General features: G+C 38.8%; 12 protein-coding genes. 6 read left to right on the top strand and 6 right to left on the bottom strand.

The genetic code is table 11. The features are described 5' to 3' along the window. Positions 1 to 32: 32 nt before the first annotated feature. From F3I09_RS07795 to F3I09_RS07785, 3 genes are all read right to left on the bottom strand, one after another. On the bottom strand, positions 33 to 650 hold the full coding sequence (locus tag F3I09_RS07795; RefSeq protein ID WP_149694479.1) for a hypothetical protein: 618 nt from the start codon (positions 648 to 650) through the stop codon (positions 33 to 35). Positions 651 to 689: 39 nt separating this feature from the next. Next, the gene (locus tag F3I09_RS07790; RefSeq protein WP_223233169.1) at positions 690 to 3,668 is read right to left on the bottom strand and encodes a DEAD/DEAH box helicase; all 2,979 of its coding nucleotides are present in this window, start codon (positions 3,666 to 3,668) and stop codon (positions 690 to 692) included. Positions 3,669 to 3,768: 100 nt separating this feature from the next. After that, entirely contained in the window at positions 3,769 to 4,815 is a 1,047-nt protein-coding gene (locus F3I09_RS07785) for a Fic family protein (protein ID WP_149694478.1), read from the bottom strand. 183 nt (positions 4,816 to 4,998) lie between these two features. Between F3I09_RS07785 and F3I09_RS07780 the strand changes: the two genes are divergently transcribed. Both F3I09_RS07780 and F3I09_RS07775 read left to right on the top strand, forming a co-directional pair. Beyond that, positions 4,999 to 5,880, top strand: coding sequence for a transposase (locus F3I09_RS07780; protein ID WP_149694477.1), 882 nt, complete (start codon positions 4,999 to 5,001; stop codon positions 5,878 to 5,880). Positions 5,881 to 5,985: 105 nt separating this feature from the next. After that, the gene (locus F3I09_RS07775) at positions 5,986 to 6,282 is read left to right on the top strand and encodes a hypothetical protein (protein WP_149694476.1); all 297 of its coding nucleotides are present in this window, start codon (positions 5,986 to 5,988) and stop codon (positions 6,280 to 6,282) included. A gap of 324 nt (positions 6,283 to 6,606) precedes the next feature. Here F3I09_RS07775 and F3I09_RS07770 read toward each other — a convergent pair whose 3' ends face one another. Beyond that, positions 6,607 to 8,523 (bottom strand): alpha/beta hydrolase-fold protein, encoded by a 1,917-nt coding sequence (locus tag F3I09_RS07770; RefSeq protein ID WP_149694475.1) that lies wholly within the window; start codon positions 8,521 to 8,523, stop codon positions 6,607 to 6,609. Between the two features lie 871 nt (positions 8,524 to 9,394). Next, a complete protein-coding gene (locus F3I09_RS07765) occupies positions 9,395 to 10,648 on the bottom strand; it encodes an alpha/beta hydrolase-fold protein (protein ID WP_149694474.1) in 1,254 nt (417 codons plus the stop codon). Between the two features lie 395 nt (positions 10,649 to 11,043). On the opposite strand from F3I09_RS07765, the gene F3I09_RS07760 reads away from it, so the two are divergent. Both F3I09_RS07760 and F3I09_RS07755 read left to right on the top strand, forming a co-directional pair. Continuing rightward, positions 11,044 to 11,928: an alpha/beta fold hydrolase gene (locus F3I09_RS07760; protein WP_149694473.1), complete on the top strand. Its 885-nt coding sequence runs from the start codon at positions 11,044 to 11,046 to the stop codon at positions 11,926 to 11,928. Between the two features lie 178 nt (positions 11,929 to 12,106). After that, positions 12,107 to 12,298, top strand: coding sequence for a hypothetical protein (locus tag F3I09_RS07755; RefSeq protein ID WP_188133725.1), 192 nt, complete (start codon positions 12,107 to 12,109; stop codon positions 12,296 to 12,298). A gap of 100 nt (positions 12,299 to 12,398) precedes the next feature. Here the strand turns inward: F3I09_RS07755 and F3I09_RS07750 are convergent, their stop codons facing one another. Further along, positions 12,399 to 13,265 carry an SDR family oxidoreductase gene (locus F3I09_RS07750; RefSeq protein WP_149694472.1) on the bottom strand — a complete coding sequence of 289 codons (867 nt, stop codon included), beginning with the start codon at positions 13,263 to 13,265 and terminating at the stop codon, positions 12,399 to 12,401. Between the two features lie 113 nt (positions 13,266 to 13,378). Between F3I09_RS07750 and F3I09_RS07745 the strand changes: the two genes are divergently transcribed. Together F3I09_RS07745 and F3I09_RS34720 are read left to right on the top strand one after the other, a co-directional pair. Then, complete coding sequence (locus F3I09_RS07745; protein ID WP_149694471.1) at positions 13,379 to 13,696, top strand: helix-turn-helix domain-containing protein; 318 nt, start codon at positions 13,379 to 13,381, stop codon at positions 13,694 to 13,696. Between the two features lie 318 nt (positions 13,697 to 14,014). Next, positions 14,015 to 14,392: a transposase gene (locus F3I09_RS34720; RefSeq protein WP_223233196.1), complete on the top strand. Its 378-nt coding sequence runs from the start codon at positions 14,015 to 14,017 to the stop codon at positions 14,390 to 14,392. The last annotated feature ends 376 nt before the right edge of the window (positions 14,393 to 14,768 follow it).

Genomic DNA, 14,768 nt, shown 5'->3' with positions numbered 1-14,768 from the left:
TTTTTAGCAGCATCTCTGTACTGTATTCATGATTACTGTGTATATCCATTTTTGAATGTAAGCATTAATTCTTTCCATTTATCATCGACATACCGATCTTCTTCACGTATGCTATTGAAATGCTTAGTAGTTTGTTGCAGTAATAAATCAAATACATCCGGGCTTAATGGCAGTTTACCGATCTGATCTAAATATTCGAAGGATTCGATAATAATCATTTGGTAAGTCCAACCCTCATCTAATACCATACACAGTTCGGGCTCAATGGCGAGGATAACGGCAAAGGCAGTTTCCGCAGCGGTAAGGTAGTTTTTTGCATTGATTGATTCCCTACCTCTCTCCAGAAGGCTTCTCGCAATTTTCTCAACAGCTTCCTCACCTTCTTCGCTAATATAATCGTCTCCCTTTTTTTCTTCCGCAATAAATGCCTTTAGAAAAGTTGATATTTCAGCAGTCGTTTCCATTGGAACAAACCGGGCTATCATTTCATAAGCAATTGACCGGTCACGCTGAATAAGTTCATCCAGGAAATTGTGAGAAGGGCTGGAAGGTTGATTTTCCATAATAATTTTCAGCTGTGCTGTATAGCTTTCAAGAGGAAATAGAGTAGGTGCATTCCTTAAGTATCTCATTTTTTCACTTTTACTCATAATTTTTCGGGATTTTTGAATGATATGAATTGTAAGTTACTATATCAGGCGTTCTTCCAGCATATATTTCCAGGTGATGAAGCCTTTCTGTTCATTGCTATAGTCATGAACAATCCGGCTGAAATTTTCTGGTGCAGTAGTAATGAATGCATGTCTGCCTTGTTGTCTGATAATATCCAGCTGCTTGTCTAAGTCTTTTAAATACATGGGTAGTAGCGACCGCTGCTTTTCGAAACACCATATATAGCTGGCTTCCTCTGTATCCAGGGTTTCTAATATCATATGGTACATTTCCTCTCCTTCTATCAGAAATACAAACGAGAATGGTTGAAGTACAAAGCGGATTTTCAATATATGTCCGGCATGTTTTTCTGCCAGATAGCGAAGTTGTTGTTGATGCTTAAATTGTGGATTCTTTAATATATCCGCAATCAATTCCTCTCCCGATTCATAAAGTGATTGCCCTGCTTGTAGCTGAGTTATATCCAGTACATTTCGTTCAGATGAAGAAGACTTATTGAGGATTACTTTTGTCATAAATCTGAATCTCACACCTTCAATGATTTCTTTATTGATTTTCTTTATGTCGGCTGAATCTGCGGATTGTGATACCAGCGTTCCATTTTCCAGTTCTGCAAATATTGAGGCTGTGATGTTTCTGCTTTTTAATACTTTAATAAAATACGGCTTCAATACGTCAAATTCTGGTCTGATATCTTCATGCGCTATTTCAAATTCAAGTTTCTCGTCTGGTTCCTTATAGATATAAGAGAAACCTATGGCACCGTATTTGAATTCGAGAGCATCTATAGGTATTTTAACCTCTTTTTCTATAGTAATTGTGTTGGGTGTAGTTACTGGTTTAACTTCTTGGACTGGATCATCAAATAACGATCTCTGGCGAATTAACTTTCTGTAATAAGTATTTCGTTTTAAAAACAGGTTATTCAGGTAATCAATTCTAATATCCCGGTAGTCATAAATGACAGGAACTATTTCTGATCGTTGCACCCGGCCTATATATTGAATGAGCTTTGCTTCAAATGAGAATGGATAGACAAGGAAGAGGCACGTAGCATTGTCCAAATCGGTTCCTTCTCCAAAAAATTGCCCTGTGGTTATCAATACCTGATAATTTCCGGATTTTAATAGTTTCCATTTGATATCACGGCTGGTTGCACTATCCTCGCCACTTAATGTAATTGTTTCATATGATTGTTTCAGATATTGGTGCAATGAATCAATATGCTCTTTACGTTCGGTTAGCACTACGATACGTTTCCCGCTACTAAGCTCTTTGATTATATCTTTTAGGATGAGATTGTTTCTCGTTGAATCATGCACCAGGATTTTAGACAAGGTTTCAAACCGGTCAGTTTTCTGGTTAAACGGTACATCCAGAGATGTGTCTCGTATAATTATTGTTGCCTGAGGAGAACTTGTTACCTGATGGTTTTCGATTTCTGCAATAACTTCACCTAAATGGATGAAGATAAGTTTTCCATCGCTGTATTTACGGAAAGGTGTCGCAGTAAGCCCATATTGGTAAAAGCTTTTGAATTGCTGGATGATAGTATAGTAGGTTTCGGCGGGAATATGATGACATTCATCAATCAAGATAGTTCCGAATGAGCTGGTAAGATCCTTATTAGATTGATTAGAGATTGCTTTTGCAAGGCTTTGAATCGTAGCCAATGTTATTAGCTTTCCTGGCTTATACTTTCCCTGTCCGATTTTCCCAATCTCGTGATCTGGAATGCCTAGAAAAGTAGTGATTCGTTCTGCCCACTGTTCCATTAACTGCTTTCTATGAACTACAATTAGAGCTGATTGCTGTTTATTGGCAATTATTTTTAATCCTATTAGGGTTTTACCAGAACCAGGAGGTGCCACTATTACCCCTATATGCTTATTTTCTGTTGCGGAAACACCAATTTGCTGATAATCCCGCAACGTTGCCTCAAAACTGTAAAGCTGATGGGGTTGTCGTTTACGTTGATCTTCTAATTTATAGGCGATATTATTTTCCTTACAAAAATCAAGAAGTTTTCTGATAAAGCCACGGGGAATAATAATATGATCGCTTGTTTCTTCAATGAATTTGAAATAGCGTTTGCTTTTATATGTGCTTTTGCCTGTCTTCTGCCGGATAAAGAATTCTGTGTTAGCAATATTCAGCTCTTCTCGTAAATAGCTAATCAGAATAACAGGCAAGCCATTTCTTGCAATAGTGATTACATTATTTAAATGTATAGTTAAGCCTTGATTGGGCAGCTTATTTATTGATAATTCAGAAGGGTTTGACTTAACATACAGATTATCCAGGGTAGCTATCTGTGCTTTTTGTATGGTTATAAGAAATTGCCATTGTTCTGGATACGGTTCCATTGTTTCGGGAGCAATGAAGCAGCTATTCCCCTTATCCATGGCCGGCTTATGAAAAGGAAGTGCGATTAGATTACCAAGTGGTTTTCCGGAAAGTGAATCCTGGTTGGGAAATAGTCTGTCAAAACTGGAATTTTTATCGAATGTTGAAATGATATGAGCTTCCGTTAATAATGTGAGCATTATTTTGCGGCTCTTAATTGCCGGATAGGCCTGCTCAAAGAATACCCAGACATGCGCGCCATTTCCGGAACGGGAGCGTTCCAGGTAAGCTGGAATTCCTTTTTTCTTGCAAAGAAACAGAAACTTGCGGCTATCATCTATCCAGTTCTCTTCGTCAAAATCTGCTACTATGAACCAGGATGTATCATCTGTTAATAAAGGATAGAGGCCAATTAGATGGCTTCCGTTTAAATGTTTGTAAATCTGTGTTTCTGTTAATGGTTGATATGTTTTTTCAGGGAAATTACTAAGCGTACCGCCTTTCATTTTATGCACTTTATACCGGTATGGATCAAAATGATAAGCAGGCATGTAGCCGGATTTACCACCGTTTTCCCAGTATAATGCGAAAACATCTTGCCTGCCTTTGAAGAGAGCAGTGAAAAGCTTTATTTTATATTCAGGGATCACATTAGATCGGTTTATAGAGTTGGTTTAAAAGAAAAAGGACAGGATGTGAAAAAATCATAAGGCTATCTTATTCACCTATTAATAGCTCACATAATATGAGTTAAATTGTGTACCAGGTACCTTTTCCAATTCCATTCTTGTGAAGTCTTTGGGTAGTAACCAGGTTCTCTAAATGTTTTTTAATGGTATTACGATTTGCGTTTGTTACAGTTACAATATCACCGATAGTTGCTTTTCCTCTTGATTGTATAAATTGTAAGATTTGAAGGGATAATTCTGGTAGTTGCATTAAAAGGAGGTTTTCTTTTTCAACTTTTACCTCCAGTCTCCTTTTTTGTTGCTGTAAAGCGCGGAGGAAAAACAAAATCCATGGGTGCCAATTAGGGCTTTCGCTTTTTAATGTTCCCTGAGTTTGACGTAAAGCAAGATAATACCCTTCCTTGCTTTGTTCGATCACAGATTCAAGAGAACTATAAGGTACATATTGATAACCTGCTTTTAACAGCAGAAAGGTGGTTAGTATTCGGGAAAGCCTTCCGTTTCCATCCTGGAATGGATGTATCGCAAGAAATTCAACTATTACCATGGCCGTTATCAGTAGAGGATGTAGGTCCTTAATTGCATATGCATGTGTTGCCCATTCTATTAAGTCCTGCATCCGTATCGGTGTTTCAAAAGGACTTGCTGTTTCAAATACAACCCCGAGAGATTTACCTGTGCTGTCAAATGCTTCTACATGATTTGGAGACTTTTTATAACTACCCCGGTGCCAATAATCTTTATCGCTATGTTTTAATAAGAGGGAATGTAATTGCTGAATATAATTTTCAGACAGCGGGATTTCAGCATAATTCTGAAAGAGCAGATTCATTACGGTAGAGTACCCTGCTACCTCCTGTTCATCTCTTGTTGTGAACTTCTGTATTTCAAGATTGAATAATAACTCCTCTACTTGTTTGTCGGTAAGCTTACTTCCTTCAATACGAGTGGATGATCCGATACTTTCGATGGTAGCGACTTTTTTGAGAGAAGATAGCTGTTCGGGGGCAAGCTGTCCTAAAGCGCGCCAGGCACCTTTAAACTCATCAATTTCAGCAATAAGTGAAAGGATTTCTGGAGTAATATTTAATGTTGCGGAATTTATCATATCCATAAAATTACCCAAAAATACCCATATAATTGTAAGTTATCCATAATTTTATCCATAAATACCCAAATAAATATAAAAGAGGAATAAGTGTTATGGAATTTAAGGTTATGGCAGAGCTGGAATCGAACTTGGGTAAGTTGATGGTTAACATATTATGTAATAAATGAAAATTGAATAAAAATGGGGCTGACCAAAAAGGTCAGGTTCGAAGAAATAGGGCAGATCTCAAAAAGGTCGGCCCTTTTCTTTGCAGAAAGAGGGCCGATTGGTATTTTTAATTACCACATCAAAAATACTATGGCAAAAATAAGCACTTCTCGGAAATTTAAATCATATAGTCCCCAACAAGGTTTATTACTTCCTCCTTCACTAGATGAGTTAATCGGAGGAAAGCACTTGGTTCGCGTAGTGAATGAGGTAGTAGAGTCTATGGATCTTACCGATCTGATCGATCTATATTTAGGCGGAGGAACAACAGCGTATCATCCTCGGATGTTATTGAAGGTGCTCTTATATGCTTATAGTGTTAAAATTTATACAGGCCGCAAAATAGCGCAGGCGCTAAGCAAGGATATCCACTTTATGTGGTTAAGCGGGATGAGCCGTCTCGACTTTCGTACAATTAACAACTTTCGTAGCAGTAAGGCCAAAGAAGTAATAGAAGTCTTATTTAGGGAGATGCTGGAGTTTCTGATGGCCCATAGTTATATTAAAATGGAAAATTATTTTTGGGATGGCAGTACGTTTCGTGCCGATGCAAAACAACATAAAATAGTATGGAAAAAGAATGCAGAACGTTATAAGGCATCAACGGAACAGAAATGTAAGACGCTGTTTAAGGAAATAGATCAGCTTAATATCGAAGAAGATCGTCAGTGTGGTAAGTATGACTTAGCTGAGACAGGCGCTAACTCTACAGTAACCAAAGCTATAAGCGCCCAGATAAAGCGATTGAACAAGCACCTGGAAATAGCTACTTCCAAACGGATCAAACGTAAGGCCGCAACCTTAAAGAAAAAGCTATATGAAGCGGATAGCAAGATAGAAAAGTATGAAACGTAGATTATCAATGGAGGCAAACGCAGTGGATATAACAGGACGGACAAAGATGCCAGTGCTATGAGGATGAAGAATAATCACATAAGAAACAATATAAGTTATAGTTCAATGAAATCTGAACACAAGGAGATTATAATTCACTTTCTTAAAAGACCCTTAATGTATGTTTATCAGTTAGAGAAAGAACAAGTAGTTGCATTTATCACGGGGTTTGAAACTGGGTCGGGAGGAGAAGTCAACATCAGTGAACAAGTATCTGAATGGCTTAAAACCGAACATCGAATAACCAAGAGCAATCCGGGATGGCCTGGGCAAGTACAGCAATACGCTGATCAAAAAGGTATCGGTTGGTTTAATGCATTTAACGAAATTGTTTCAACTATACTGCACTTGCAAACGCAATGACTGATCACGCTTTATTTATCCAGCCAGCGTGTCTTCTTCAATGACAGAAGAAGTATGATTTAAGAATATCTGTTATCTATGATTTAGTTTATTGTCAACCCGTAGAAAATATCAACAAGTCGGGAATCGAACCCGCTTAATGCTGATTATGAAAGAGTTATAGTGAAAAGTGAAAGATGCAAAAATAGCAAACCCGCTACGAGAGCGGGTTTGCTATTTTTGTGCCCAGTAGGGGTAAGTTTACGAACCAATTGATATTTATTATCTGCAGGTTATATAGCTTATTTAAGCTGATGTAATTTTCCCATTCGCTTTGAAATATCATTATTTGAATAACAGTTGGGCAAACTTGTAGAGATTGTTACGCCATACCGGCCAAGTATGGCCGCCAGGATATTCGCTGTATTTGTATTTGATCTGCATTTCATCAAACTTTGCCAGCATATTCTGGCAGTTGTTATAGGCGATGTCTTCTTTGCCGCCAATAGAGATCCAGAATTGCTTTAGGTTACTATTGATCTTACTGGCTGCTTGTTTCATAAAAGCGTATTGCTGTTCTGCCGCCGGTTGCTTGCCGCCAAACCAACCCGAACTGAACACGCCCAGATAAGCAAATTGATCAGTGTTATTAATACCTGCGTAAAGGGTTTGTATGCCACCCATGGACAGGCCGGCCAGCGCTCTATGTTCCGCATTCGGTACGGTACGATAATTTTTTTCAGTGAAGGGAACAACAACGCGCATTAACTCGTTTTCAAAAGTCCGCAACGACTGCTCATTAAAGCTTCCTGTAGATATATTGCCATCCATCATCACCACCAGCATAGGTTTAGCTTGTTTTGCAGCAATGAGGTTGTCGAGGATCAGGTCTGTCTTGCCCTGTGCACTCCATCCTCGTTCGTCCTCGCCCCCGCCATGCAACAGATATAGTACCGGATATCGCTGATCTGTAGCACTGTCATACCCTGGAGGTGTGTATACGAAACAACGACGCCAGGAATTGGTGACCGGGGAGAAGTAGCGCTTGATGCGTACATCACCGTGAGGCACATCTTTCGTAGCATAATACGCGCCACCAGCAAAAGGGATCTCAATACCAGCAGCCATACGGCCCATTCCATAAAAAGTCTCGCTGGCAGGATCGGCAACGGCTACACCGTCTATCAATAGGGAATAATAATGGAAGCCTTCTGCGATAGAATCAGTAGTACCCACCCAATAACCTCCGGTATCCTTTGCCAGATCATATTTTTTACCGAGATCAATCTGCACCCGCTGCGCCTGTGGCGCTTTCAAACGAAACACCACGCGGTTGTCCGGCAATACCTGTGGGAATCTGGCATTGCGTATATTAGTAGTCGCAGGCGAACCAAGTACGGTATATTGCATAAACGAAGACGGATCAACGGGCTTAAAGAGAAACTGGGAAAACATATATAGGCCGTTTTTCCAGACTTTGAAGTCATGCACACCCGGCTCTATATAATAAACATGTGGTACCTTGTTTTCATACAGGTAGTCGTGTGTACGTTTACTAAAGCTGATCAGGTTATCATTATCGCCGCATGAAATCCAAAGTAGCTTCAGCTGCTTTTTCGCAATTTCCGGATCAGGAAGCAGCAATTCAGGGATTCGGGTATTAGGCGCTGAAGAAAAACCGCCCACCCAGGCAAACCGATCAAGATGTCCCAGGCCGAAGTTAAGCGATTGGCCTCCTCCCATGGATAAACCTGCAATGGCACGGTTCTCCTTGTCAGTAAACACCGGGAATTGCTTTTCAACAAAAGGAATAAGGTCTTGTAGCAAGTCCTGTTCAAAAGTAGCGAAGGCCTGAATTTTATCAGGGGCCATAATGTTGCCGATAGCACGGTCATCCTTCATAGCTCTTCCATTTGGCATAACAACGATCATTGGCGCCAGTTTACCATCGGCATACAGGTTATCCAGGATCACCTGTGGACTACCACCGTTAAGCCACTCCTTCTCATCACCACCAATGCCATGTAGTAGATACAACACAGGATATTTACCTTTTTTAGAATAACCGGGGGGCGTATAAACTAAGGCTCTACGCGTGGTACCCACTGTTTTGGACGTGTACCTGATAGTATCAATTTTTCCGTGAACAATATTACTGCGCAAGATATCAAAACCCTCAGGCGCATGGTTAACAATCGCTTGTGTATGCCCTGTCATATGGGCCATACAGAAAGCTGCGATGGCAAGGATCAGCCTTTTCATGTTTATTACAGATTTGGTTATCAAACTTTAGTATTTCGTTGATACAGATGTGCATTAACAACAATGGCAGGTATTCATTTTACCCAACAATAATAGGGTATTTTCCGGTTCTTTAAAACTGGCTTACAAACTATTCCCGGGACCTGTCGCCAATGGCTTATTTTTTTACCTAAAATATGAGTTTCACTCCATTTTAGGTTAGCGGCTTAAATTGTTTTGGTACCAGTTTCCGGTTCCTTGAAAAGTCTAATGAATTTCAGCAATTGCATAGCCTGAAAGTTAACGACAAAATAATTATAAGAAGCCATAGTGTATCGTACGCCCCCAAGTATTCATATCCAATAGTATCGGGCGACTATGTAGAACGAGATAGTAAAATAATTTATAAACGTGCCCCTCACAAAGGTGGTTGCTGAGTAAATAAATCGTGAATATGCAACATGGGATAACCCTATGTATTTCTTTAACCTCAGAGAGCCTGTGTCTCAGTTTGGACAATATTCCATGATAAAAGATCTAGATGCGAAATTGAAGGCCTCCTTTAGCGGTTATAAGCTAATTGATTATGGAATGCTCACCTTAAAGGATGACATAGATGCTTGAGTTATTTCACGTAATAGTCGAATGAAAGCCCGGTATTTTATATAGTGGATGGAAAAGTGAAGACAAATCTGGATCGAACCTATTGGATCTGATTATAAACGACTTATAAAACGACTGTAATATACAAAAACAGAAAACCTGCTCGTAGAGCGGGTTTTCTGTTTTTCGTGCCCAGAACTGGTAGATTATCGAACCAAATGTTGTTGATTATTAATAAGTTGCAGAGCGTGTTTTTTAAGCTCAACTTTTAATTGTTTTTTTTATTAAATCACTTTTCCTTCTCATTCAACAACTTCTCCAATTTATCTTTGGTTTCGGGAATTTCTTTCAGCGTTAAAGCTTTTCTGAAATTCTCGATAGCTTTCGTTTTATTGCCGGTTTCAACGTACAAATCACCAAGTGAATCGTAGCAATTGCCACTGTTAGGGTTATTGGCTATATTGAGCTTAAATAAAGTTTCCGCCTTTGCAAATTGCTTAGTGCCCAACATTTGGTATCCAAGATTATTAACCTGACTTTCACCTGGGCTAACAACATATCCCAATTGATCAGAAACTTTCTTGTAATGTGCGACCAGTATTGAATCTAATTTAAAGTTAGGATCTTTTAATTCGCTCTCGTAAATTTTAAGCTTATAGAAATCAAAAATAAATCGAAGCGCATCATATTCTCCGATTAATCTCACGGAAGGATGATTGTCATCTTCGTAATACTTGTATTTGAAACGCAATAGATTCTTTTTATTTTTAGAAAGATCTTTAATAAATTCTAAATTGGTACGAATAAGTTCCGTAGAATTGCTTGTATCTTTTTGAACACTCAGCGTGTCTACTCCTCTTTCCATACGATTGGCTATGGCGATAAACAATGTTTTTCCTTTATAATTTTGAGTAGGTAAAATCGCTTTTGCTTCTTTCACAATTTTTTGATTATCCCACCAAAAAGATCCCTCAAGAGAAACATAAGAATTAAATAAATTCGGTTGATGCAGGAACGTGTTTATGACGGTCAAGCCTCCAAGGGAATGACCAATAAATGTTTTATAAGTCGTGGTTGGATAAGTCGCATCGATATATGGAATAAGTTCTTTTTCGATGAAAGACATGAACTTTTCACCACTGCCAACAACTCCAGGTAATTCTTCATCGGTACCAGTTGTTAATTCGCTTACTCTGTTTGACTGCAGGATTCCAACCACAATCATCGGCGGACAAAGGCTTGATTCTGTCATATGCTCGGTAATACTTACAACGGTGTTGAAATTTTCACTTCCATCCAATAAATAAATCACAGGATAATGTCCTCTGTCTTTAATTTTATTTCCCCCGTTGCTATTAGGAATATGTATCCAAACTTTACGTTCCTGTCCAAAGATCTTTGAAGGAATCGTTTCCTCGAATCCTGTAGTAAAGGGGCTATTTTCCTGCGCATTGACACAAACAGACATTAATAAGAAAATAACAGAGCAGAAAAATGGCCTCATAGAATTGTTTGAGTTAAAAATTAATAAATGGTACTTCATGAAGTGATTTTGATATTCATTTAAATAGACGCATATTTTTTCGCAAATACAAATAATATGGTGTAAAATGATTGCCAGGTGTTTTAGGGGGAAACAACGAGATCTGCTACTTAAGGAATCGAATTAGTTATAGGCTGAATAAGAGATAGTTATGCACTAAGTAGAATTGACCAAACAAGCAAAACCTGCTCTAAGAGCGGGTTTTGCTTGTTTGGTCAATAGTGGTAAAGAATCGAACCAATTGGCACTGATTATTAAAACGTTAGGTTGATGTACGGTGATTCTAACTGTTGAATCATTCTTACATTAGTGCTTATTGTGTAGGATTGTATTATGCTTTTTATCGACAACTTTTCGGTGTACCTTTATTTTTGCACCCACTTAAACCATTACTTATGAAATTTATTTTATCTATTATTGCAATAATCTTCAGCGTCAAGGTCATTGCAAAACAACATTGTTTAAATGATAGTACGATCCTTACATCAGATAGTGTAGCACTTTATCTTAAAGTTGCCGGCAAGGGCACTCCCTGCATATTTGTCCATGGTGGTCCAGGTGCCTGGAGCTTGTCTTTTGAAGCAATGGGCGGGAATGTATTGGAAAAACAACTGACCATGTATTATTATGACCAGCGAGGATCTGGTCGCTCCGCTTCCGCCAATAATTATAATATTGACAGGATGGTAGAGGATATTGAGAATATTCGCTCTTTTTCTGGGTCAGATAAGATTTATCTTTTAGCACATTCGTTTGGAGGTGTGCTTGCTTATAAATATGCGGAGAAGTATGGGGCGCATTTAAGAGGTTTGATATTATTGGACGTGACCTTACATATCCCAAATTCACTTAATGCGCAGGTAAGTTTTATTAATCAGCTGCTTGGTTCGCAGATAACTGCTGATTCAATAATGCCAGCATTTTTCGCAGCTAAAACCAAACTGAGAGAAGCGCAACTGGAATATAAAATGTTATCGGATAATAAATCTACTATCGAGAAACTTGATACTATTGATAAGTCATATCCTCGTAATAATGCCTTTGCCAGTAAGGCGTTGGGAATGCCAGAATATTTTGCGGACTTCACTCCGGGAACGAAGAATGTAAATGTGCCAGTGTTAATTATCTCCGGAACGGCGGATCATAATGTCGGTCCTGATCATTATAAGCTGTTCAAATTTCCTCATCAGCAGGTGAAGATTATTAAAGGAGGGCATATGCTTTATTATGAGAAAAATGAGGAATTCGCAGCAGCAGTTAAGGAGTTTATAAAGAAATAAAAAAGGCCAGATTTGTTGGCTTTTGTCGACCAATAAGAATCGAACTTCTTGAGTTTGATTCTTATTGGATTACATTAAAGCAGATGTTTTTAGTGCCCAGAACTGGAATGTTTTCGAACCAAATCATATTGATTATTAAAAGTTACAATTTTAAGGTGTCAGTATTTGATCATTACTGATGAATGTATCGGATCGCAGCGCATGCAAAACTGAATGCCCGAACAATGCTATTTACGAGAGTGGTGTAGAATGGGCAATGGCAGATGGCACCTCACTTAAAGGCACCTATGTCATGATGGATGGATCTGCTATAGATGCCGACCGGCGAAATGCCCCACTGTCCAAAGACTTTTTATTACATTGTTCCTGATAAATGTTAAGTTACTTCTTCTTATTCTTTACCTGTAATTAGTCCTTTTACGCCAAACTTTTCAGTATAAACTTCCACATAGGATTTACTCTTCTACCCATTAACTGTATATGTTTTGCAAAAAATCTTTTAAACTGACCGGACTCCTGCCTAGTAGTTGTTTCACATCACTTTTATTGGTATCGAATTCTCCGTTAGCAATCGCCACACAGAACCTTGCAATGTACGCTGCGTCTTCCTCAGAAGCACCGGTCTGTATAAGCCATGCAATATATGAACTTGCCTCCGATTGGTGATAATTTATTGTTTTTCCGGTAATGTCTGATAGCAGGTCAGCAATCTCCGCGAAGGAGAAAGCGGTTTCTGCAGCGAGGATATATTCTTTGTTTTCATGGCCTGGAGTAGTCAGTACTACAGCTATCGCTTCAGCCATTTCTGTTATTGGCAAAAAGGGAGTTTTGCCGTCCCCGGCAGGAATGGAAATACCATTATTTAATATATCCTTTCCAGATAATAAGGGAATCATGTCAGCATACATGGTATTATCCATTAAAGTATAAGGAATGGCTATTTGTTTTAGATAATCAGCTGTGTATGCATGATATTGTACATCTTCACCCATTATACTTTGTTGTAAATTTTTCATGTCAAAGCTCGTATAGATAATATGTCCAACACCAGTTTCCTTGGCTGCATTGATCGCATTTTTGTGTTGCTCAAACCTCTTGCCTATATCTGATGAAGAAGATATAAGCAGCAGCTTGTCCACACCCTGGAACGCACTTTTTAAAGACTCAAAATCCTGATAGTCGCCAAGTTTTATTTGAAGTCCTTTTGATTTTAATTCTGCCGCCTTGGTTTCATTTCTTACCAATGCAGTAATATCGTTTGGGGCTATACCCCTGTTTAATAATGAATTAATTGTGGCTTTACCTAAATTCCCCGTTGCACCGGTTACTAAAATCATATTTTTTGTTTTAAGATTAATTAGTTTTGTTATGTAAAGAAACAAATATTGATTTGAAAAAGTTACCCTTGCTTTTGGTAACAAAACAAAAAGTGGTAACCTAAAAGTGACTAATGGAAAATAAATTAGACCATGCTGACTGTCCTGTTACAGCAGCGATATCTCTGTTTGGAGGGCGATGGAAGTTGATAATTTTATATGTGCTTTCCAAAAATACTAGACGTTTTGGCGAAATTCAGGTTAGGGTACCTTCTATTTCAAAAAAGGTGTTAACCGAACAATTGAGAGAGCTTGAAGCTGATGGCTTAATCAGCAGGAAACAGTACAAGGAGCTTCCTCCCCGGGTAGAGTATGCGCTCACTGATTTTGGAAAAAGCCTGTGCCCTTTGTTAATTGATATAGCAGCCTGGAAAAGAAAAAACATTGGATAATCTAGTCAAGGAAGGATAAAGCTTTCCGATTGAGGGCGTAACCAAAACTCCTAATCAACTTGATTTGTGAAGTAGTATTTTTGATAGATAAGGATAATGCTCCCTATGTAATCTTGTTAATCAAGTGCATCACTTGACAGGTGATTACCGGAGCTAAAGGCAGAGATCGATCTGAGGCGTATACAACTTACCTCAGCCGACCATGTCTTTAAGGGAGCAAAAGTTTATACAGAGTTTAGTCGAGCATGCTTTTCTCTCAAGAACGCCCTATAGTTGAGGCAATTACAGAATATATCACCATTGGGACAGAAACCATCGATGGCGGAATTCACCATCTCTCTTCCTCGTCGAGACAAAGGGCGGAGCTATTATTTACCAGGTATCCTGTTATACAAAACTTATCAACTGTCGTTGGGACTAGGAGATGTGTTCAGGATCTGTACCTGCAAGGAACAGGCCTTTAAAAGGCTGGCGCTATGGTACAATGAGGTAGATGCTTCTGGTATACAATCCTTTAAAACGGCGTACAGGACAGTACAAACTCACTATCAAGGCATCTTAAACTTCTTTATAAACCGAGCTACAAATGCCGCAGCAGAATCGTTTAATGCGAAAGTAAAATCCTTTAGAAATGCTATGAGAGGCGTCAGAGACGTTAACTTCTTTCTCTTTAGGCTTGTTAAACCGTATGCCTAATTAGAATCCCCCAAGTTTTCAACTTGATCCCTTGATCCTGTAATCCTTGAGTTGATAAGCAGGCCCCGAGCAGACCTTGACCATCCTAAAAAGCAAAAGGCCGGAGAATACTCCGACCTTTCCGCTTTTGTGCCCAGTAGTGGAACCTTTTCGAACCAGTTGATATTGATTATTAGTATGTTAAGAATGAGAATCCTATGAGCTGATGTAAGACGCTCTTAGTTAATCTGCTGTAGTTATACCGCGTGGTTTAAATTTAATGTTAGTCATGTAACATGCTTTTGGTTGCCTTCTTCCTATACAGGCTACAATATCATCTTTCTTATTTTTTGATATGGCATATCCATAAGCTACGCTGGCATTGGCACAGTTCAGT

The organism is Chitinophaga sp. CF418 (assembly GCF_900142925.1).
Classification (GTDB): domain Bacteria; phylum Bacteroidota; class Bacteroidia; order Chitinophagales; family Chitinophagaceae; genus Chitinophaga.
Note: the sequence above shows the minus strand (reverse complement) of the source record. Positions and strands in the feature narration are given on the sequence as shown.

Bases quoted from the DNA above. Each gene is read 5' to 3' on its own strand.
- F3I09_RS07745 (WP_149694471.1), top strand. From the start codon at position 13,379: ATGGAAAATAAATTAGACCATGCTGACTGTCCTGTTACAGCAGCGATA.
- F3I09_RS07780 (WP_149694477.1), top strand. From the start codon at position 4,999: ATGGGGCTGACCAAAAAGGTCAGGTTCGAAGAAATAGGGCAGATCTCA.
- F3I09_RS07785 (WP_149694478.1), bottom strand. From the start codon at position 4,815: ATGATAAATTCCGCAACATTAAATATTACTCCAGAAATCCTTTCACTT.
- F3I09_RS07760 (WP_149694473.1), top strand. From the start codon at position 11,044: ATGAAATTTATTTTATCTATTATTGCAATAATCTTCAGCGTCAAGGTC.
- F3I09_RS07750 (WP_149694472.1), bottom strand. From the start codon at position 13,265: ATGATTTTAGTAACCGGTGCAACGGGGAATTTAGGTAAAGCCACAATT.
- F3I09_RS07795 (WP_149694479.1), bottom strand. From the start codon at position 650: ATGAGTAAAAGTGAAAAAATGAGATACTTAAGGAATGCACCTACTCTA.
- F3I09_RS07770 (WP_149694475.1), bottom strand. From the start codon at position 8,523: ATGAAAAGGCTGATCCTTGCCATCGCAGCTTTCTGTATGGCCCATATG.
- F3I09_RS34720 (WP_223233196.1), top strand. From the start codon at position 14,015: ATGGCGGAATTCACCATCTCTCTTCCTCGTCGAGACAAAGGGCGGAGC.
- F3I09_RS07765 (WP_149694474.1), bottom strand. From the start codon at position 10,648: ATGAAGTACCATTTATTAATTTTTAACTCAAACAATTCTATGAGGCCA.
- F3I09_RS07755 (WP_188133725.1), top strand. From the start codon at position 12,107: ATGAATGTATCGGATCGCAGCGCATGCAAAACTGAATGCCCGAACAAT.
- F3I09_RS07775 (WP_149694476.1), top strand. From the start codon at position 5,986: ATGAAATCTGAACACAAGGAGATTATAATTCACTTTCTTAAAAGACCC.